A 19,211-nucleotide genomic window follows, 5' to 3' on the forward strand; every position below is an offset into this window, starting at 1 on the left:
CCCTCCCCCCTCTTTCCGGAACCTCCGTCATGAACCCTCGCTTCCCCGCCGCTCCGCGGCCACCGCGTGCTTCGAGTTTCCTGACCGCGCCGGCGCTGCTGGCGGTCGCCAGTGCCTGCCTGACCGCCTGCGGCGGAGGCGGCGAAGACGCCGGCAAGAGCGTCTTCGCCCATTCCGCCGATGCGGCGGCATCGGCCGCCGACGCCGCCGCCAGCGAGAACGCGCCGGACGCGCGCGCGCTCGCCGCCGGCGCGGTCACCGTCGCGGCCGGCATTTACACCATCGAATCGGGCGAGTCCGGCCTGTGCCTGGACATCGCCGGCAACGTCGGCGCCAACGGCACGAAGCTGCAGCAGAACCGCTGCTCCACCCAGTCTTCGCAGACCTCGCAACGCTTCGAACTCCGCGCCGACACCGGTGGCAGCTATCGCCTGGTCAACGTCGCCAGCGGCAAGTCGCTGGACGTGACGGACGTCTCCACCGCCAACGGCGCGCTGATCCAGCAGTGGGCGACGGCGCCGACGGACAACCAGCGCTTCCTGATCGCGCCGTCCGCCGACGGCTACACGTTGAAGGCGCGCCACAGCGGCAAGTGCGTCGATGTGAAGGACCATTCGACGGCGGCCGGCGGCGCGATCCAGCAATGGGACTGCACCGGCGGCGCGAACCAGCGATGGAAGCTGAAGGCGGTCGGCGCTCCCGCGCCCGCGCCGTCGCCGGCACCGGCCCCTTCGCCGGCGCCCGCGCCTTCCCCGGCTCCTGCCCCCGCACCGGCACCGGCCCCCGCGCCCGCTCCGGCGCCCTCGGCCGGCCTGTCCGATCCGAAGGTCAAGGACATCGCGATGCAGATCGTCTCCAGCGCGGAGAACTCGTCGCTGGACTGGAAGGCGCAGTACCGCTACATCCAGGACATCCGCGACGGCCGCGGCTACACGGCGGGCATCATCGGTTTCTGCTCGGGCACCGGCGACATGCTGGAGCTCGTCCAGTACTACAACTCAGTCAAGCCGAACAACGTGCTGGCGAAGTACCTGAACGCGCTGCGCTCGGTCAACGGCAGCGACTCGCACGCGGGCCTCGATCCCAACTTCCAGGGCGACTGGAAGACGGCCGCGAGCGACACGGTCTTCCAGCAGGCGCAGGACCATGAGCGCGACCGGTCGTACTTCAACCCCTCGGTGCAGCAGGCCAAGAACGACGGGCTGAAGGCGCTCGGCCAGTTCATCTACTACGACGCGATCGTGATGCACGGGCCCGGCAACAGCGGCGTGAGCTTCGGCGGCATCCGGAAGGCGGCGATGGCCAAGGCCAAGACGCCGGCGCAGGGCGGCAACGAGGTCACCTACCTCAACGCCTTCCTCGATGCCCGCGTGGCCGCGATGAAGACCGAAGAGGCGCACAGCGACGTGAGCCGCGTGGAAACCGCGCAGCGCGTGTGGCTCAAGGCGGGGAACCTGGACCTGAAGACACCGCTGAACTGGAAGGTGTACGGGGACAGCTACTCGATCAAGTGATCGCCGCCTGAGACCGCCCCAAGGGCGCAGTCCGCATCTGCATATGCGGCATGCGTCCAAGGGGCGGTGGCACGACGGGCGCGAAGGTGGTTAGGCTCTCGGCACCCGTGGGAGTTGCCGCCTTGCTCAAGATCCTTTCGTATGCCGTTCTCGTCGTGCTGCTGGCGCTGGTCGCGCTCGCGGCCATCGCCTGGTGGTCGCTACGCGCGCCCGACCTGCCCGCCGTGCAACTGGAGCGCGAGTTCCAGACACCGAACGAGCGCTACGTCGAGGTCAGCCCCGGCCTGCGGCTGCACTACCGCGACGAAGGCCCGGCCGACGCGCCGGTGCTCCTACTGCTGCATGGCTACGGCGATTCCTATGCGACGTGGGAAGGCTGGTCGCCGGTGCTGCGCGACAAGTGGCGCGTCATCAGCCTGGACCTGCCCGGCCACGGCCTGACGGCCGCGCCGGCGGGCTTCGTCCTCGATGGCAACGCGTTCACCACGATCGTGCTGGGCTTCGCCGACAAGATCGGCGTGAAGCGCTTCGCCGTGGCGGGCAACTCGATGGGCGGCGGCGTGGCGTGGAAGCTCGCGCTGGCGGCACCGGAGCGCGTGCGGGCGCTGGTGCTGGTGTCCGCGGCCGGTTGGCCCAGCGATGCCACCGGCGCAAGTCCTTCACTCGCCTTCCGGCTGCTGCAATACCAGTGGGGTCGGGACTTGCTGGCCAGCATCGACAACCGTCCGCTGATCAAGCAGGGCCTGACCGCGCAGGTGCATGACAAGGCGCTGATCACCGACGCGGTGATCGATCGCTGGGCGCGTTACCAGCGCTATCCGGGCCATCGGGACATCCTGATGTCGGCCTCGCCGGCGAGTCACGCGACGGCGACGAAAGAGCTGCTCGCCACCGTGAAGGTGCCGACGCTGGTGCTGCACGGCGACTACGACCCGCTGATCCCGGTCGAGCACTCGCGCCGCTTCGCCGCCGCGATCCCGGGCGCGAAGCTGATCGTCTATCCGAATGTCGGGCATCTGCCGCAGCGGGAGATTCCGGAGCGGTCGGCGAAGGATGTGGCGGAGTTCCTAGCAGCATTGCGGTGAAGTGAGGATGGTGGCGCCCATCCTGCGGTGTCGAGCTTCGTGCTCCGCGCGAATGCCATGCCCTGTCACTGCGGTCCGGAATCCGTTCTGAAGAGTGAAGGCTTAGGACAGTCCGCGGAGTTGGAGCTGAAAGCGGTGGTCCTTGATGTGCGGGCGGCCTGCGGGGGTCGATGAGGGGTTCACGCATGGATCTCGCCTCAGGGGTCAGAACATCAGAAGGCCGAGGATCACCGTCCAGACCAGGAAGCCCAGAAAGAATGCGGCATAAACAGCTTCTGCGTTGGCCGCCCACTTCGAATTCGGATAGGTCTTCTTCAGGTTCTCAAGATCGCGTCGCATCAGCTCTGACCGGGACTCTCCTCGGTACGGCCGCGCCGGGCTGCGCACGGGCACCAACGCCTCGCCCATCAGGCTGAAGCCCGCAACCAGGTAGACCAGCCAGGCCGCAGCATAGGCATGAGCCTTCATGTCATGGAGGTAGAGCCATGTCGATGCGGCGATCAACCCGACGACCGCCAGCAGACAGAACACGCGCATTGACTTGGACATGGCCCTAGTGTCGCCGCGCGAACGAGCAGCTTTCAGAAACACCGCCGCCGAGGTTTCTGAACCGGGTATCTCACATGTCTGAATTCGATTCGCTGGATCGCCGGATCGCTGGATGGTCGGCCCTCTTCCACTGCGGGAGATTTCGGAGCTGCCAGCGAAGGCCCGTTCGACTCCCGCCGCCGATACACTCGATCGCCATGCCCCCTTCGACACTCGACGCATGACGATCGCTCGTAGACTCGCCGCGATCGCGCTGGGCGTTTCACCATTCGCGCTGGTTTTTCACTCAATGGCGACCGCGACGCTCCCTGCCTCTTTTTCCTGGACCGCCATCGGCCTGGCGACTCTGGCATTGGTGTTCGCGCTCTTCAACATCTGGCTGGCTTTCGGCCGGCCGTTGTACTTGCGCTGGCGGCATCCACAGATTGAGCATCGACACGTCTCCGGCATTCCCGTTGTCGGCAACGTGATCGCCGTGATTGCCGTCATCGTTGGTGGGGGCAACTTGGGTACATCGCTCCTCGCGCTCCTGGCCATCCTCGTCGACATCGGCGGCCTGCCGTGGTTCGTGATCTTCACATGGCGAGACCAGACGCTTTGGGAACCGCGATGAGCAGCAGCAAGTCAACACGCGCGACGTTGATCGACCCCGCCGGCCGCCCGCACATCAAGTGCCTCCAATGTCGAACCTTCGTCGTATGGCCCGCTGACCTGAGCGACGAAGACGCGGCGCTCCTCGGCGCATTCGCCCAAAGCAGTCGCCTTGAGGCCTCGAAGTGTGCAGAGACCTTCCTTGGCCTCGAACCGCGCGCGGCGAAAGCCTTGGCCCTCCATCTCGCGGTGGACGACGCCTGCCACAAGTGCGGACGTGCGGTGCCGAAAGGTGAGTCACTTTGTGCATGCCGCTCAGCCAATCTCAACTGGTAGGCTGCGACCCGCGCTCACTGACGCTGCCTCATCATGTTTTCTTCCATCGACCGCCATCGGATTCAACGCTGGGCATTGGCCTCCACGTTGATCGTTTCGGCCAGCTTGGTCCATGCCGCGGAGCCTGCACTGGCGCCGCCCGGCGTGATGCTGCAACAAGGCGAGTGGCGCGGTTCCGTGGGCAGTTACGAGGTGCCAGCACCGTTCGACAAGCTTCCCGCCGCACAGTGGCCGATGGACGGTTGGGTGGCGATGCACGTCGACGCCAAGGCCGCCACGATGACGCTGAGGCCGCTCTTCACGAACGAGGCGAAGACCGTGTTCAAGCCCATCCTCGCGCATCGACAGATCGCCGAGCAGCAGCAGGAGATCGAGCTGGACGATAGCGGCGGAGCCTCTGAAGACGGGGATGTGTACGTTCGACTTCCCGGTCCGCGTCTTAAGGCCGCCGTCGTGCCCCTGCATCGATTCAAGAACGGAACGACACGCCTGGTGCCGGAGCTGGGTCATCGCTTCCAGCTCCAGCTCGGCGGACTGCCGTATGCCTTCACGCTGCAGAACGGCTTCCGGACCCCCGACGGCCGGCCGTTTGGTGAGGGCACGCAGTTCACGCTCGAGATCGAAGGCCAACGGTATGAGTACGACCTCGGCGGCTATGGCTGGGACGTGACGATCGAAGCGTTGGGCGATTTCGACGGCGATGGGCGGCCGGACTTCCTGTTCCACCTCAACGGCTCAAACTCGTCCCATGAGGCCTTGGTGCTGTCGAGCCGGGCCCGGCCAGGAAAGAACCCGCCGACGACCTATCTGACGGCGTTCGGCTGCTGATGCTTCGAGCGCAGCTCTTCTTTTTCGTGCCGCTCGCGATCGCGTTGATCGGCCTGGCCTGGTTTGGCATGCGCAGGTCCACGTTGCTGGCGTACGGCGCCGCGTCGATGGCCGTGCTGCTGGCGTCGACCACATTGCTCTACGTCGCGATGCGCGCGGTCACGCCCGACGACGGCCTGATCCACTTCCCGACGCTTGCCGCGGCGTATGCCGTTCCCCTGCTGGCCGCGTCCGTCCTCATGCGGACGCTGCTACGAGGCTGGTCTTTGTCAGGAAAGATCGCCGCAGGATTGACCCTCTCGGCTTTGGCCGGCGCGATGGCCCCGGTGCTTCTCCTGATCGCGGCATGCGTGGTGCAGGGACGCTGCTTGTAGGCAAGGAGGGATCGCGCATGTCCGACGGAATGCGCGGCCCCCACGCTGATCACATCGACGGACGCGTCGCCTCCACCAGATCGCGGATGTACTCGTCGATCGTGACGCGGCCCTTGATGGACACGTCGGGCAGATCGAGGCCATCCAGCGTGGCGCCGGTCATCCGCGCATAGGACTCTGCCGCTGCCTGCGAGAACCCCAATCCGCGGAACGACGCCTCCCACTGCTCCCGCGGCGTGACCACCACGCGGACGTCCCGCTGCAACGCCGCGGCGAAGGCGGCCGCGACGTCATTGGCGCTGTAGCGCTCAGGGCCTTCCACATTCTGGACACCGACGTCGTCGAGCGATGAGATCAGCCGGCGCGCCGCGATCTCGCCGAGATCGCGCGGAGCGGCCATCGGCAGACGCAAGTCGGCGGGGAACAGCGAGACGAGTTCCCCCGTCTCACGTACCGCATCGAGCTGCGCATCCCAGTTGCACATGTAGAACCCGGCGCGATTGATCGCCGCAGGAATCGGCTGATGCTGCAGCCTCTCCTCCAACTCCCACAGCACGTTCAGGTCGCCCAGGCGCTCGCCGGGACGGGCACCGCTGGTCGACTCGGCCACCACCTTCTCCAGCCCGCTGCCCTGCAAGGCTTCGAGCATGCGCGCCACCGTGCGCCGCTCGGTCTTGTCGGTATCCCCATCCACCGCCGCCGGTGGATTCAGGAGGAACGCCCGTCGCCCCTGCCTGAACACCGCGCGCAAGGCGTCGGGATCATTCACATCCGCGAGCGCGACCTGCGCGCCGGTCCCTTCCCATCGCCACGCGTGCCCCGGATCGTGCGTCACGACGATGACCTCCTGCTCATCGCGCAGCAAGGCTTTCACCACCTCGGAACCCACATGCCCGAACGCACCCATGATGATCATCATCGTCGTGTTCCTTTCAGACGGCCGTCCACCGTGGAGCAGCCCGGTTCGATCGGGGCAAACGCGTCGCCCGCCGTGGCAGCGATCCTATCGCCGCTGCCCGCACGCCCCCCTAGCTTGATCCCCGGCTCCCCCGCCGCCTCCCTAGTTCCAGCGTTGCCCGCCCCACCCTCCCCGGCGCATCTTTGCGCCCTCGCAATCACAGCCGTCGCGCTGTTCAAAGGGGAGTTCACATGGGCAGTATCGGAATCGAATGGGTGCGCCAGTACCACGGGCTGGCGTCCAACCTCACCAACACCAAGCCCCAGGCCGAGGGCTTCTACAACACGCTCAGCGCCACGCGCCGCTTCCAGTGGGGCGACGACCTCGCGTGGGACCGCGACTTCGAGCAGCAGGGCGTGGGCTCGCCCGCCTCGGGCGCCGACACGATCTGGGCCGACAACGTCGACATGGTGTTCTTCTCGGGCCACGGCTCGCCGGGCGGCTTCCACTTCGGCGTGAAGATCGACGACGCGCTGGCGCGGCCGACCGAGATCCGATGGGGCGACCAGGACCTCGAGTGGATCGCGCTCGACGCCTGCAACGTGCTGGAGGAAAGCGGCGTGTTCAGCCGCTGGGGCTGGCCGGTCTTCAAGGGCCTGCACTACATCCTCGGCTTCCACACCACCACCTCCGACGAGGCCGACCGCGGCCGCATCCTGGCGCAGTACCTGAACAGCGGCGAGACCGTCCGCCGCGCCTGGATCAAGGCCTGCCAGGACACCGAAGGCTCGGACACGCAATGGGCCTACCTGCGGGCCGACGCCGAAGGCACCGACACCTACAACGACCACTGGTGGGGCAAGGGCAGCGTCTCGGCGGACCCGGACAGCCCCAACGTCCTCTACTACGCCCGCGGCGCCTGCTGAATCCAAGGAGTACGAGATGAGTGTGAAGATCCAGTTTCCCGACCTGCCGCGCGTCAACCGCGAGCTGCCCGTCTATGCGGCCCTGCCGCCCACCTGGACGCCGGACAAGGTCGCCCGCCTGGCCGCCCGCTTCGACATGAAGGGCGAGGTCGCCGATGCCGGCGCGTGGTACGTGTGCCGCAACGAGACCTCGGCGCTCGAGGTCTACCAGGCCAGCCACTCCCTGCGCATCGAACGCCTGGACATCGATGCCGAGGGCCGCAACCTGATCCTCGACCCGCCCGACCGCGAGCGCGCGCTGGACACCGCCAAGCGCGTGATGGCGATGATCGGCGACGACTACGCGCGGCCCGACGTCCACTCGGTGACCGAGCTGACCGTGCTCAAGGCCACCCGCGACCAGCGCGAGGGCGAGCGCAAGGTGGTCGGCCTGCAGGTCAACTACCGCTACGCGCTCGACGGCCTGCCGCTCGTGGGACCGGGCGCGAAGGCCCAGGTCACCGTCGCGGCGGACGGGCAGATGATGCAGGCCTACCGCTTCGCGCGGGCGGTCGAGCGCATCGGCGCGCGGACCAGCGTCGAGCCGGAGGAGGCGATGCGCCGCTTCGCCGCCAGCGAGGCCATGGCGGGACTGGACGAGCGCGCCAAGGTGACGGTGAGCTCGGTGGCGCTGGGCCTGCTGTCCATCCCGCCGACCGAGGTCCAGAGCGTGCTCGTGCCGACCTACGTGCTGCGCGGCGAGGTGAACACCGAGCAGTTGCCGCGCTACGAGTTCATCGCGTACGTCGCGGCCACCGACCTCGGCGAGGCGGATGCCAAGCGCAAGCGCTGGCAGCAGGTGCGGCCGAGCCTGTTGACGGCATGAAAGGAAATCGCCGCCGGTGCTCCGCAGTCAACGCGGAACACCGGCGGCGATGGGGACCGAGGAGGCCTCTCAGCCCGGCGATAGCGTCGTCAGATCTTCATCGCCGCCGCGATGCTGTCATGCGCGGCCTTGTTCATGCGGATGTCGAAGGGCAGGAAGGTCAGCCGGTCGACGGCCGTGGCGCCGTTCGGGTTGGACACGTAGTAGCTGCCGCCCAGCACCGTGCCGTCCTTGATCAGCGCGCCGGTGTAGACGTTGCCGTTGAGCTCGAAGTAGATGCGGTACTGCACCGTCGTGCTCAGCGTCGCCGACAGCGGACGCGGGTTGGTCGCCACCCAGACCGGCACGCCGTCGACCGTGCGGACCGCGCCGTCCGCCAGCCGGTACGTGGTCCCGTCGCTGTTGGAGACGATGCCTGCGGTCATCGCGTTCGTCAGCGTCATGTTGACGCGGCACGGCGTGACACTGGCGCCGGTGGTCGCCGTCGTGCAGTCGAAGGCGTTGAAGCGGTCACCCTTGTTCGTCTGCGCGAACTTGACGTAGCTCGAGCCCGCCGAATAGGTGGCGGCCGGGTTGAGGACGCCCGCGTTCGAGAAGAACGAGTTGTGGAAGTGCGCGAAGTCCACCGGCGTCGCGGCGATGGTGCCGGTCAGCGCCACGGTCTCGTAGTTGCTGCGGACCTCCGAGATCGCCACCGTGGTGTTGTCCGCGGCGAGCGTGTCGACGCGCACGTCGCTGGCCACGTAGGTCACCTTGTTCGAGGTCCCGACGACGACCACGGCGCCGTTCTTGAGCACGCGCGTCGGCGACGACGTGGTGGGCAGCGCCAGCGTGGCCGAGATGTTGTGCGCCGCGCTCTGCGCGTTGGTCTGCGGGCCGCTGGTCAGCGGCGAGACGGTCAGCAGGCCGAAGTCGGAATACGCGTAGTTCGTGCCGCTGATCTGCCCGCCGGCGTAGTTCAGGTTCCAGTGCAGGAAGTAGCTGCCCGCGCTGGGCGCCAGGATCAGGTTCTCGAAGGCCTGCTGGTTGGCGCTGAGCTTCAGCGTGAGCTGCGCGACCGAGCTCGTGACGCTGCCGGCCGAGTTCGTCACCACGACCGTGTACTGCGCGCCGTGGTCCGCGAACGTGACCGCCGGCGTCTGGTACGACGCGGCCGTGGCGCCCGAAATGGCCCCGCCGTTCTTCTTCCACTGGTAGCCGAGACCCGTGCCCGTGGCCACGACCGTGAAGGTGGTGGTGCCGTCGGTGAGCACCGAGGCGTTGGCCGGCTGCGTGGCGATCGCGGGCGCGTCCACCGTCGTGTTCGTGGACGTCCCGGCCTTGCCCGAGCTGTCGTCGCTGCCGCCACCGCCGCAGGCCGCGACCATGACCGACATCGCCGCCAGCATGGCGGCGTTCTTGCGCTTCATTGAAACCATGGGTCCTCCCCCGTTGACAAGACGTTGCGCGGCGGTCCATCGACGGGACCGCTCGGCGTTTTCGCGGCGGCGAGTATAGGAGGCGGCCGACGTCCATTCTGTGGCACGGATGCCAACGATTCCCCGCCATCAGGGGGTTCACGCCGCGCCTACCTCCTTCGCGCGCAACCTTCACGGGCCGCTGCAAGGCACGGGGCTTGCCCTGCCTGGGAACGCACGCCTCCGATGGCGTGGACTCAACCAACAGCGTAGAGGTTCCCCATGACTACATCCCTGATCAGGAACGCGGCGCTCGTCGCCGTCTGTGCCGCCATGACGGTCGGCTGCGCGCACCAGGATGCCCGCAACGCAGGCGTGGGCGCCGTCGGCGGCGCGGTCATCGGCGCCGTGACCGGCGGCAGCGCCGTGACGGGCGCGGTGGTGGGCGCCGTGGCCGGCGCCGTCATCGGGCGGCTGCTCATCGACGGCCGTGAACGCGAGGTCTATTCGGACGGGAACGGCGGCCGCTACTGGGTCGACGAAGACGGACGCCGCCGCCCGGTCCGCTGATCGGAGGCCGCGCTCCGGGCCGCGCTCCGGGCCGCGGATGTCCGCGGCATCAAAGGGCGACGCCGTGCTCGCGGGGCGGGGTGAGGTGCTGCGCCGCCGCATCGGCGGCGGCGCGCCTCGCCGCCAACGCGCGATCCAGGTCCGGCGCCGCCGCGAGCAGCGCCTGCGTGTACGCATGGCGCGGCGCCGCGAAGACGTCTGCCGTGGCGCCCTCCTCCACGATGCGGCCTTGCTGCAGCACGAGGACGCGATCCGTCACCGCGCGCACCACGGCCAGGTCGTGCGTGACGAACAGCGTGGCAACGCCGCGCTCGCGGCACAGGCGCTCCAGCAGGGCCAGGACTTGCGCCCGCAGCGACACGTCCAGCGCCGAGACCGCCTCGTCCAGCACCAGCAGGTCGGGCTCGACCATCAGCGCACGCGCAATCGCGAGCCGCTGGCGCTGACCGCCGGAGAACTCGTGCGGGAAACGCCGCAGCGCGTCGGCGCCGAGGCCGACCTGCGCCAGCAGATCGACGGCACGCTCGCGCGCCTGCGTCTCGCTCAACGCCGGTCGGAGCAGGTGCAAGGGTTCCGCGAGCAGGCGCTCCACGCGCCAGCGCGGATCGAAACTGCCATAGGGATCCTGGAACACGATCTGCACGCGACGGCGCAAGGCCGTCTCCGCGCCGGTGAATTTTTTGCCGGCCAGCCGGACCTCGCCCGATGCCGGACGCTGCACGCCGAGCACCGTGCGCAACAGCGTGGACTTGCCGCTGCCGGACTCGCCGACCAGCCCGACGCGCTCGCCAGGCAGCACGTCGAAGCTCACGCGGTCGATGGCCCGCACGCGCCGGCGCGGACGGAAGAAACTGCGATCGGCGGCCGGGTAGTCGCACACGATCTCGCGCAGCGACAGCAAGGGCACGATGGGCCCGTTGCCCTCGCCGGTTCCGGCCTCCGACGATGTCTCACGCGGTAATGCCGCGGTCAGCCGCGATTGCTCGACCAGCGCCCGCGTGTACGGATGCCGCGGCGGATCGAGCAACTGCCGCAGCGGCCCCTGCTCCTGCACCTCCCCCTGCCGCAGCACGACCAGCCGATCCGCCATCTCCGCGACCACGCCGAGGTCGTGCGTGATCAGCAGCAGTCCGCACCCGTCCTCGCGCGCCAGTCGCCGCAGCAGCTCGAGGATCTGCGCCTGGCTGCGCACATCGAGCGCCGTGGTCGGCTCATCGGCGATCAGCAGCCGCGGCTTGCAGGCCACCGCGATCGCGATGGCGACGCGTTGGCGTTGACCGCCGGACAGCTCATGCGGATAACGACGCGCATCGACGCCGGCCGACGTCAGCCCGACCCGCTCCAGCAGGCGCGCCACTTCCGCCCGCCGCTCGGCCGCGTTGCCGCGTCCGTGCAAGCGCAGCGCTTCCTCGATCTGCGCGCCGATCGGCATCAGCGGATTCAGCGCCGTCATCGGCTCCTGGAACACAAGCCCCACGCGAGCGCCCCGCACGCGCCGCCAGCCGGCTTCATCGAGCGCGCCGAGGTCGACGCCCTCCAGATGCAGCGAGCCTCGTCGCGACAACTCCGGCGGCAGCAAGCCCAGCAAGGCCAACGCCGTCAACGACTTGCCGGATCCCGACTCGCCGACCAGGCCGACGATCTCGCCCGCGGCGATGTCCAGCTCGGGCACGAACAACAAGCGACGCTCGCCAGCGCGTAGCGAGAGCTCGCGCACGCGCAGCAGCGCGGCGGCGGCCGGAGCGAGGGTCGGAGAAAGTGTCGCCGTCATGGGAATGTCCGATCCAATCGGCCCAGGCGGGCGAATCGCGGGTTCAAGCGCTCGCGCAATCCGTCGCCCAGCAACTGGAAGGCCAGCGCCGACAGCGCCACCGCCAGGCCGGGAAACACCGCCAGCGTCGGCGCGAGCGCCGTCAGCGTCTGCGCATCGGCCAGCATGCGGCCCCAGCTCGGTTGCGGCGGCTGCGTGCCGAGGCCGAGGTAGGAGAGCCCCGTCTCCGCCAGCAGGCCGAGGGCGAGCTGGATGCTCAGTTGCACCAGCAGCAGCCCGGCCAGGTTGGGCAGCACATGCTCGATCGAGATGCGCCACGCGCCCTTGCCGGCCACGCGCGCGGCCAGCGTGAACTCGCGTTGCCACAACGGCAGCGCCGCGCCGCGCGTCAGACGCGCGAAGACGGGGATGTTGAAGACGCCCACTGCCAGGATCGCGTTGATCGCGCCGGGCCCGAGCGCCGTGCTCAGCAGCACCGCCAGCAGCAATGACGGGAAGGCGAAGACAAGGTCATTGCCGCGCATCAGCAGCTCGTCGGCCACACCGCCGCGCGCCGCCGCCCACAGGCCCAGCGGCACGCCGACACCGGCGCCCAGCGCCACGGCCAGCAGCGACACGCCCAGCGAGGTCGCGCCGCCGCGCATCAGCTGCGACAGCACGTCCCGGCCGAGCGCGTCGGTGCCCAGCCAGTGCGTCCACGACGGTCCCTGCAGGCGCGCGGGCAGGTCCAGCGCCGCGGGATCCCAGGGCGTCCACGCCAGCGACAGCAGCGCCAGCGCGGACAGGACGGCGCTCAACACGAGGCCGGTGATGAGCCGGCCGGGAAGACCCGGAAGACCGGGAAGGCGCGCGCTCATGACTGCCCTCCCGCGCGCGACAGCCGCGGATCGGCGGCCCGGCCGCTGAGGTCGACGATGAAGGACAGCAGCACCACCGTCGCGACCAGCAGCAGCACCACGCTCTGCACCAGCACGAGATCGCGCTGCGCGACCGCCTGGAACAGCAGCCGGCCCAGGCCGGGCAGGAAGAAGACGTTCTCGATGATCACGGACCCCGCCAGCAGGAAGGACAGCTGCAAACCCAGCAGCGTGAGCAGCGGCAGCGCCGCGTTGGGCAGCGCATGGCGCCACAGCACGCGCCAGTCGCCGGCGCCCTTGGCGCGCGCGGTGCGCAGGAAATCCTCGCCGCCAAGGTCGAGCAGGCTGCCCCGCAGCACGCGCGCCAGGATGGCCGCCTGCGGCAACGCCAGCGCGATCGCCGGCAGCGTCAACGCCGCCAGGCCGGACGACAAGCCCTGACCCCAGCCTTCGAAACCGCCGGCGGGCACCCAGCGCAGGCCGACGGCGAAGACGAGACTCAGCAACAGGCCGAGCCAGAAATTCGGCACCGCGAGGCCGAGCTGGCTGAGTTGATCGATGACACGGTCCAGCCGGCTCCCGGGACGCCATGCCGCGCCCAGCCCGGCCGGCGCCGCGATCGCGACCGCGAGCAGCAGCGCGTACAGCGCCAGCGGCACGCTCAAGGGCAGGCGCTCCAGCAGCAGGCCGGCCACCGGCACGCGGTAGGTGATGCTGGTGCCGAAGTCGCCGCGCAGCAGTCCGGCAACCCAGTCGAGGTAGCGGCTCGGCCAGGGCGCGTCGAGGCCGAGTTCCCGGCGCAACTGCGCGACCGTCGCCTCATCGGCCTGCAGTCCCAGGATCTGCCGCGCCGGATCGCCCGGCGCCAGCTGCACGAGCGCGAAGACGACGAAGCTCGCCAGGACCAGGGTCAGTGCGAGGCTTACGCCGCGCGCCGCCAACCATCCGGGATCGCAACGGCGTCCGACCCACACGAGCCATGCCGCCGCCAGCGCCGCGCCGAAGAGGCCGATGGCCAGGAAGGACCACCGTGCGCCGGTCGATCCGGCAGATCCGGCAGATCCGGTCGAAGCGCCCGGGCCGCCTACCTCGGCATCGCCCGCTCCGCTCGCGCCGGTGCCGTCGAAGAACGCCCGCCCGAACTCCACGTTGCCGATGCCGCTGATGGCAAGACCCTGCAGGTCCACGCGACGCACCAGCAAGCGCGGGTACTGGAACAGGAAGCCGTTGACCGCGTCGTCGCTGAGCTGGCGCTGGATCGCCTGGAGCCGTTCGCGTTGTTCCGCCGGGTCGGTGGTCGCGTCCAGGGCGCGCAGCAGCGCCTGGTAGGTCGGGCTGCGGTAACCGAAGTAGTAGCCCTCTCGGCCGTAGATGTCGTAGTCCTGCGGCTCCGCGTGGACGATGACGGTGAGGTCGAAGTCATGGCGCGTGTAGACCTGGTCCAGCCACTGCGCCCACTCGAGGTTCTGGATCTGCACCCGCAGGCCGATCGCCGCGAGCTGCGAGGCGAGGATCTCGCCGCAGCGCCGCGCATAGGACGTCGGCGGCAGCTTCATCCGCAGGGGCGGGATGGCCGCCGGCGAGATGCCCGCCTCCGCGAGCACCGCCCGCGCGCGCGCCAGGTCGAAGTTCGACGCGGCGGTCAGGTCGACATACGCCGCGTTGTGAGGCGGGAAGTGGCTGCCGATCGGCACGCCGTAGCCGAACATTGCGCCGTCGATCAGCGCCTGCCGATCGATCGCATGGGAGATCGCGCGCCGCACGGCGAGTTGCGCCAGCAGCGGGTTGCGGTGGTTGAAGGAGAGGATGGTCTCGCCTTCGCTGCTGCCGATCTCCACGGCGAAGCGGCGGTCGGCGCGGAACTGCGCGAGGTTCTCCGGCGATGGGAAATTGGAGAACAGGTCGACGTCGCCGGCCATCAGCGCCGCATACGCCGCGGTCGGATCGGCGATGAAACGGTAGCGCAAGCGCTCCGGCCTCAGGCTGCCGGCTGAACCCGCGCCCGATGACGACACGGAAGTCGATGTCGATGTCGATGTCGATGTCGATCCGGAGGCCGGCGCCAATGCCGGCTCGGATGCGGATGCAGGCGCCGTATTCGCGCCCCAGTAGTCGGCATTCCGGCGCAGCGTGACCGAGTCACCGCGTCGCCATTGCTCGAAGCGCCACGGTCCGGTGCCGACCGGCGTGGTGCGGTTGTTGTCCGCAGTCGCGGGCGCGACCATCACCAGCGCGGCGCTCGACAGCGCGATCGGCAGACGGCCCGAGCGTTCGCGCAGCCAGATGTCGAGCACCAGCGGACCGCTCGCCACCACCCGCGTGATCGCGGCCAGCGAGGTGCGCTGCGGATTGGGCGAATCCGGCGCACGGGCGCGGTCGATCGCGAACTTCGCGACGCTCGCGTCGAAGACGGTGCCGTCGTGGAAGCGCACGCCGTCGCGCAGCTGGAAGCGGTAGTGCAGGCCGTTGTCCAGCACCTCCCAGCTCGCGGCCAAGCGCGGCTTGGGCTGACCGTCCGCCCCCAGCGTGAGCAGGCCCTCGAAGAGATTGCCGTAGACCAGTTCGCCGATCGGCGCCGCGGCGCCGGACGAGGGATCGAGGATCGGGGGCTCCAACTGCATCGCGATGCGAAGCTCGCGTTCGGCCGGCGCCGCCGCGAGCGCGCCGGAGCACGCGATCAACGCGATCGCGATCACCGCACTCGCTCGCGAGGCCCAGTGCCCGAACCTTGAAGTCATCCCCTCTCCCATCGTCATGCGCGCGGACCGGATTCTGCCGTCACTCGGGCCACGCGCCGCCGCGCCTCGTCCGCCAGCGTGGGCAGGTCGAGTTGTCGATAGAGGTCGGCGAGCCGGCGGTTGATCGCCACCTCGTCCGGATCGACGCGTCGCTTGGCCTCCAGCGCCTGCTGCGCATCGACCAGCTCGCCGGCGTGCGTGGCGGCATCGACATGCAGCAGCGCGAACAGGTCGCGCTGCGCATGGCTGCCGCCGATGTGCACGAGACCGGGCAGCGCCTGGCTCAACGGATGCCACGCGCGTTCCGGCTCACCGCGCGCATGCGCGACCAGCCCGTTCGCTGCGGGCCACACGACGTCGGCCCACACGTTGCGACGACCGTGGTCGGCCTCGCGCACGGCGGCCAGCAGCGCCTCTGTCTCCGGCCGACCAGCGCGCGCGAGGCCGTAGAGATAGAGCAAGGTCAGGAACGGCTCAACGGTGTCGATGCCGCGCTCGGCGATGAAGCCGGCCAGTTCCGACCACCGATCGCCGACGTCCACGCCGCACCACTCCAGGCGCGCGAGCAACTGCACCGCGCCGGCCTGGTCCTGCGAGTAGCTCGTCGACACGCCCCACACCGCGCCGTCGTACAGCGCGAGCGCTTCCTCGTCGCGTCCGCGCGCGAGGTAGAACAGGGCCAGATGCCAGGCCAGATGCGTCGACATGAACGAGTTCAAGCCGGTCCAGCCCGGGCGCCAGCCTTCGAGCCGGCGAGTACCCTCCTCAATCCGGCCGGTCGTCAGAAGCACATGCGCGAGCGCGTGCTGCGCCCACGGCTCGCGCTCGTTCGTCTTCAGCGCCAGCGCGCGGCGCGCCGCAGCCTCGGCCTCTTCCAGCAGGTGGCACTGCTCATACGCGAAGGCGGCCATGCCGTGGGCGTAGGCGTTCTCGGCGTGCTGCGGCAGCACGCGCAGGATCGCGCGCAACATCGCGGGCGAGTCGCCCCGGTTGAATGCGAAGTACTGGCGCAGCTTCACCACGAGCAGATCGCGCGGGAAGTGCTCGACCAGCGCATCGGCCTCTCGCTGCGCGGCGGACACGTCCCCGTCGACCCAGTGCGCCAGCAGCTTCACGTGCCGGGCTTCGCGCTCCGCCGCAGCGCGTGCGTCCGGCGACTCGGTGGCGCCATCGGAGGCGCTGGCAGAGGGTTGATCACGCAACGCCCGCTCGGCGGCCAGCAGGAACGGCCGCGCCTGCGGCGGTCCCTGCGGCGATTCCAGGAACATCCACAGCCAGCCCGCGTAGACCTGGGCCAGCACGGTATCCGGATGCGCCTGCGCGGCGGCCAGGATGCCCTCCGCGCGCGTCTCGTAAGCGAGCAGACCTCCGATGAAATCGTCGATCCCCGCGCGCACGTCCGCGGACGCGGCGCGGAATGGATTGCCCAATTCGTCATTCAAGAGCATGACGGTCCTTCCATGAGCTCAAGCCGCAGCCCCGGGTCGAGGCGCAGTTCAATAGTTGTAGCTCAAGGTCAGTGTCACTGTTCTTGGCGCTCCCGCGGCCGCGACGTTCAAATCATCCTGCGTGCTCGGCCGGTTGCCGAAGAAGTTGCGCGTCAGGTCGTACTGCTTGTTGAACAGGTTCTGCACGCCGAGCTGCACGGACCACGGCGAACTGACCGGCGCCACCTCCACCCGCGCGTTGGCGAGCCAGTAGCTGGGGATGTCGTAGGTCTTGCCGCCGTCGACGTTGAGCAGGTTCAGCCACGACGGGTACTTCGCGTGATAGCAGTAGTCGGCCGCGACGCGCCAGTCGAAGCTCGCCGCCGTCCACGCATACGCGACGTTGCCGCCATAGCTCACCTTGGGCAGGAACTGGTCGCGACCCGACAGATCGCCCAGCAGCGGCGAGTTGAAGCTGTCGAACTTCGCGCGCTTGTAGCCCAGCGCCTGACCGATCGTCAGTCCGGCCAGCGGGCGCCACTGCACTTCGACCTCGCCGCCGTCGACCTTGGACTTGTCGATGTTGATAATCTTGCCGACCAGCGCGCCGGTGGCCGTCGTCGTCACGTCCTGGAACTGCTGGTCGCGGTAGTCGTAATGGAAGATCGCCGCGTTGACGCGCAGGCTGCGGCTCAGGTCCGCCTTGTAGCCGAGCTCGAGGGCCAGCAGCTTCTCGGGCTGGAACGGTTCCAGCGCCAGCGTGTTGAAGGTGTTGTGCGCGGTGATGCCGCCGGATTTCACGCCGCGGCTGATCGAGCCGTACAGCAGTTGCCCCGCCGCTGGCGTGTACTCCAACGCCAGCTTGCCCGACGTGTTGTCCTTCGACAGCGACTGCGCCGCGCCGTTGACGCCCAGGCCGGGAACGACCGGCGTGGTGTTGGTGCTGAAGTCGTCGATGGCGCGCTTCTCATGCTCCTGGCGCAGGCCGACGACCAGCTTCAGGTCCTTGCTCAGCGCCTGGTCCACCTGCCCGAACACGGCCCAGGTGCGACCGGTCTGGTCGTAGCGGGTGCGCGTGATCAGGCCGTAGTCGCGGCGGAAGTCGGTGGTCCAGTCCTCGCTGAGTTTCTCGCGCGAGGCAAAGACGCCGCCGACCCAGTTGAAGCTGCTCGTGCCCTTGGACGCGAGCCGCACTTCCTGGCTCAGCGTGGTGGCCTTGTCCTTCCAGAACACGTCCGAGTGGTTGATCTCCGTGCCGTCCCAGTCCGCGAGCTCCTTGCGATCGAAGCGCTGGTGCGCGGTGATGCTGGTCAGCTGCGTGGCGCCGAGGTCCCAGTTCAGCGTCAGTGCGACGTTGGTGGCGCTGTTGTCCTTGTGCGGTTTGGCGTTGGCCGACTCGCCGACCAAGGCGGCGAAGTCGCTCGCGAAACCCCACCCGGTCGACCGGCGGCTGGTGTCCGCGGCGAAACCGTACGTGGGCCGCGCCGTGAAGAGGTAGAGCCCCTGGACATCGGACTTGTCGATGTTGTGATTGATGCTCAGCTTCGCGGTCAGGTCGCGCGTCACGTCCCATTCGAATTGACCGCGCAGCGCACTGATGTTCTTGTCGCCGAGCTTCTCGCCGGTGGCCCGGTTGCGTTGCCAGCCGCCGTCCTGCTCGGTGGCGACGGACAGCCGCCCGCGCACCGTGTCGCTCAGCGCGCCGGAGACGAAGCCCTGCGCCGTCTTCGCGCCGTACGAGCCGATGCCGATGGATCCGCCGAACTCGGTCTGCTTCGTCGGCGCCTTGGACACGAAGTTGATCGCGCCGCCGGTGGTGTTCTTGCCGTAGAGCGTTCCCTGCGGACCGCGCAGGACCTCGACGCGTTCGAGGTCGAACAGCAGGCCCTGCGTCTGCACCGGGAAGGCGAAGGACACCTCGTCCAGGTAGACGCCGACCGGCGAGGAGTTGTTGCTGCCGTAGTCCTGGAAGCCGATGCCGCGGATGCGGAACTGCGGCTGGCCGCTGCCGAAGGCGGGCTCGATCTCCAGGCTGGGGATCTCGTTCTGCAGCTTGTTGACGCTGGTGATGCCCTTGGCGCGGAGCTCGTCGCCCGACAGCACGCTCACCGCCACGCCGACCTCCTGCGCCGATTCGACGCGCCGCTGCGCGGTCACCTCGACGCGGTCCAACGTGGCCGTTGAAGCCGCGCTCACCGCCGGCTTTTCGGTGGCCGACGTCGGGGCGCTCTGCGCCATCGCCGAGGCGCCCAGCATGGCCAGCACGGCCACGGACACCGCTTTCAATTCACTTCGCGCACCTACTTGTTTACCCACTCGCATACCGATCCCGATCTTCTTCATTTGTTGATCTGACTTCGGCCGGCCCGTGCACGTCCGTGGCGGTTGCCGAAGGTGGCCGTTGTATTTCCGGGCCAGCGGCGACTTTAGGAATCGTGCGGATTCCGTGCGACGAAGGAATCGGCGCATCGATATGCGCACAAGG

The 19,211-nt window shown here is 68.9% G+C and carries 17 protein-coding genes; 9 read left to right on the top strand and 8 right to left on the bottom strand.

The window, feature by feature from the left end:
• The first annotated feature begins 29 nt into the window (after positions 1-29).
• Together AC07OZ_RS06000 and AC07OZ_RS06005 are read left to right on the top strand one after the other, a co-directional pair.
• Complete coding sequence (locus AC07OZ_RS06000; RefSeq protein WP_495466240.1) at positions 30-1,514, top strand: chitosanase; 1,485 nt, start codon at positions 30-32, stop codon at positions 1,512-1,514.
• A 122-nt stretch (positions 1,515-1,636) separates the two neighbouring features.
• The gene (locus tag AC07OZ_RS06005) at positions 1,637-2,599 is read left to right on the top strand and encodes an alpha/beta fold hydrolase (RefSeq protein ID WP_495466241.1); all 963 of its coding nucleotides are present in this window, start codon (positions 1,637-1,639) and stop codon (positions 2,597-2,599) included.
• Between the two features lie 204 nt (positions 2,600-2,803).
• Here the strand turns inward: AC07OZ_RS06005 and AC07OZ_RS06010 are convergent, their stop codons facing one another.
• Complete coding sequence (locus tag AC07OZ_RS06010; RefSeq protein ID WP_495466242.1) at positions 2,804-3,148, bottom strand: hypothetical protein; 345 nt, start codon at positions 3,146-3,148, stop codon at positions 2,804-2,806.
• Positions 3,149-3,260: 112 nt separating this feature from the next.
• Here AC07OZ_RS06010 and AC07OZ_RS06015 point away from each other — a divergent pair, with 112 nt between their 5' ends.
• The 4 genes from AC07OZ_RS06015 to AC07OZ_RS06030 are packed head-to-tail and all read left to right on the top strand — an operon-like array spanning position 3,261 to position 5,277.
• Entirely contained in the window at positions 3,261-3,761 is a 501-nt protein-coding gene (locus AC07OZ_RS06015) for a hypothetical protein (protein ID WP_495466243.1), read from the top strand.
• Positions 3,758-4,075, top strand: a complete 318-nt coding sequence (locus tag AC07OZ_RS06020; protein WP_495466244.1) for a hypothetical protein — start codon at positions 3,758-3,760, stop codon at positions 4,073-4,075. Before AC07OZ_RS06015 ends, AC07OZ_RS06020 begins: the two co-directional genes overlap by 4 nt.
• Positions 4,076-4,108: 33 nt before the next feature.
• On the top strand, positions 4,109-4,903 hold the full coding sequence (locus AC07OZ_RS06025) for a hypothetical protein (RefSeq protein WP_495466245.1): 795 nt from the start codon (positions 4,109-4,111) through the stop codon (positions 4,901-4,903).
• Complete coding sequence (locus AC07OZ_RS06030) at positions 4,903-5,277, top strand: hypothetical protein (protein WP_495466246.1); 375 nt, start codon at positions 4,903-4,905, stop codon at positions 5,275-5,277. The genes AC07OZ_RS06025 and AC07OZ_RS06030 overlap by 1 nt, the downstream gene beginning before the upstream one ends.
• 49 nt (positions 5,278-5,326) lie before the next feature.
• On the opposite strand, the gene AC07OZ_RS06035 is transcribed toward AC07OZ_RS06030, so the two are convergent.
• On the bottom strand, positions 5,327-6,196 hold the full coding sequence (locus AC07OZ_RS06035; RefSeq protein ID WP_495466247.1) for an NmrA family NAD(P)-binding protein: 870 nt from the start codon (positions 6,194-6,196) through the stop codon (positions 5,327-5,329).
• A 230-nt stretch (positions 6,197-6,426) separates the two neighbouring features.
• Between AC07OZ_RS06035 and AC07OZ_RS06040 the strand changes: the two genes are divergently transcribed.
• Positions 6,427-7,101, top strand: coding sequence for a DUF6345 domain-containing protein (locus tag AC07OZ_RS06040; protein ID WP_495466248.1), 675 nt, complete (start codon positions 6,427-6,429; stop codon positions 7,099-7,101).
• Between the two features lie 16 nt (positions 7,102-7,117).
• Positions 7,118-7,966: a hypothetical protein gene (locus tag AC07OZ_RS06045; protein WP_495466249.1), complete on the top strand. Its 849-nt coding sequence runs from the start codon at positions 7,118-7,120 to the stop codon at positions 7,964-7,966.
• A gap of 89 nt (positions 7,967-8,055) precedes the next feature.
• Here the strand turns inward: AC07OZ_RS06045 and AC07OZ_RS06050 are convergent, their stop codons facing one another.
• A complete protein-coding gene (locus AC07OZ_RS06050; protein WP_495466250.1) occupies positions 8,056-9,375 on the bottom strand; it encodes an immunoglobulin domain-containing protein in 1,320 nt (439 codons plus the stop codon).
• A gap of 270 nt (positions 9,376-9,645) precedes the next feature.
• Between AC07OZ_RS06050 and AC07OZ_RS06055 the strand changes: the two genes are divergently transcribed.
• Positions 9,646-9,933, top strand: a complete 288-nt coding sequence (locus tag AC07OZ_RS06055; RefSeq protein WP_495466251.1) for a YMGG-like glycine zipper-containing protein — start codon at positions 9,646-9,648, stop codon at positions 9,931-9,933.
• Positions 9,934-9,982: 49 nt separating this feature from the next.
• On the opposite strand, the gene AC07OZ_RS06060 is transcribed toward AC07OZ_RS06055, so the two are convergent.
• From AC07OZ_RS06060 to AC07OZ_RS06080, 5 genes are read right to left on the bottom strand one after another with little or no spacing between them, the layout of a single operon-like run.
• Positions 9,983-11,704 carry a dipeptide ABC transporter ATP-binding protein gene (locus AC07OZ_RS06060; RefSeq protein WP_495466252.1) on the bottom strand — a complete coding sequence of 574 codons (1,722 nt, stop codon included), beginning with the start codon at positions 11,702-11,704 and terminating at the stop codon, positions 9,983-9,985.
• Positions 11,701-12,561 carry an ABC transporter permease gene (locus AC07OZ_RS06065; protein WP_495466253.1) on the bottom strand — a complete coding sequence of 287 codons (861 nt, stop codon included), beginning with the start codon at positions 12,559-12,561 and terminating at the stop codon, positions 11,701-11,703. Before AC07OZ_RS06065 ends, AC07OZ_RS06060 begins: the two co-directional genes overlap by 4 nt.
• Positions 12,558-15,299, bottom strand: coding sequence for an ABC transporter substrate-binding protein (locus AC07OZ_RS06070; protein WP_495466254.1), 2,742 nt, complete (start codon positions 15,297-15,299; stop codon positions 12,558-12,560). The genes AC07OZ_RS06065 and AC07OZ_RS06070 overlap by 4 nt, the downstream gene beginning before the upstream one ends.
• Positions 15,300-15,313: 14 nt before the next feature.
• Entirely contained in the window at positions 15,314-16,747 is a 1,434-nt protein-coding gene (locus tag AC07OZ_RS06075; protein ID WP_495466255.1) for a tetratricopeptide repeat protein, read from the bottom strand.
• A gap of 48 nt (positions 16,748-16,795) precedes the next feature.
• Positions 16,796-19,003, bottom strand: a complete 2,208-nt coding sequence (locus AC07OZ_RS06080) for a TonB-dependent receptor (RefSeq protein ID WP_495466492.1) — start codon at positions 19,001-19,003, stop codon at positions 16,796-16,798.
• Positions 19,004-19,211 lie beyond the last annotated feature (208 nt).

Source organism: Roseateles sp. GW821-FHT09G03 (assembly GCF_059416045.1).

What these genes read in the sequence shown, in the direction of transcription:
- AC07OZ_RS06000 (WP_495466240.1), top strand. Translation starts at nt 30, where the DNA reads ATGAACCCTCGCTTCCCCGCCGCTCCGCGGCCACCGCGTGCTTCGAGT.
- AC07OZ_RS06010 (WP_495466242.1), bottom strand. Translation starts at nt 3,148, where the DNA reads ATGTCCAAGTCAATGCGCGTGTTCTGTCTGCTGGCGGTCGTCGGGTTG.
- AC07OZ_RS06015 (WP_495466243.1), top strand. Translation starts at nt 3,261, where the DNA reads ATGGTCGGCCCTCTTCCACTGCGGGAGATTTCGGAGCTGCCAGCGAAG.
- AC07OZ_RS06020 (WP_495466244.1), top strand. Translation starts at nt 3,758, where the DNA reads ATGAGCAGCAGCAAGTCAACACGCGCGACGTTGATCGACCCCGCCGGC.
- AC07OZ_RS06025 (WP_495466245.1), top strand. Translation starts at nt 4,109, where the DNA reads ATGTTTTCTTCCATCGACCGCCATCGGATTCAACGCTGGGCATTGGCC.
- AC07OZ_RS06030 (WP_495466246.1), top strand. Translation starts at nt 4,903, where the DNA reads ATGCTTCGAGCGCAGCTCTTCTTTTTCGTGCCGCTCGCGATCGCGTTG.
- AC07OZ_RS06035 (WP_495466247.1), bottom strand. Translation starts at nt 6,196, where the DNA reads ATGATGATCATCATGGGTGCGTTCGGGCATGTGGGTTCCGAGGTGGTG.
- AC07OZ_RS06040 (WP_495466248.1), top strand. Translation starts at nt 6,427, where the DNA reads ATGGGCAGTATCGGAATCGAATGGGTGCGCCAGTACCACGGGCTGGCG.
- AC07OZ_RS06045 (WP_495466249.1), top strand. Translation starts at nt 7,118, where the DNA reads ATGAGTGTGAAGATCCAGTTTCCCGACCTGCCGCGCGTCAACCGCGAG.
- AC07OZ_RS06050 (WP_495466250.1), bottom strand. Translation starts at nt 9,375, where the DNA reads ATGAAGCGCAAGAACGCCGCCATGCTGGCGGCGATGTCGGTCATGGTC.
- AC07OZ_RS06055 (WP_495466251.1), top strand. Translation starts at nt 9,646, where the DNA reads ATGACTACATCCCTGATCAGGAACGCGGCGCTCGTCGCCGTCTGTGCC.
- AC07OZ_RS06060 (WP_495466252.1), bottom strand. Translation starts at nt 11,704, where the DNA reads ATGACGGCGACACTTTCTCCGACCCTCGCTCCGGCCGCCGCCGCGCTG.
- AC07OZ_RS06065 (WP_495466253.1), bottom strand. Translation starts at nt 12,561, where the DNA reads ATGAGCGCGCGCCTTCCCGGTCTTCCGGGTCTTCCCGGCCGGCTCATC.
- AC07OZ_RS06070 (WP_495466254.1), bottom strand. Translation starts at nt 15,299, where the DNA reads ATGACTTCAAGGTTCGGGCACTGGGCCTCGCGAGCGAGTGCGGTGATC.
- AC07OZ_RS06075 (WP_495466255.1), bottom strand. Translation starts at nt 16,747, where the DNA reads ATGCTCTTGAATGACGAATTGGGCAATCCATTCCGCGCCGCGTCCGCG.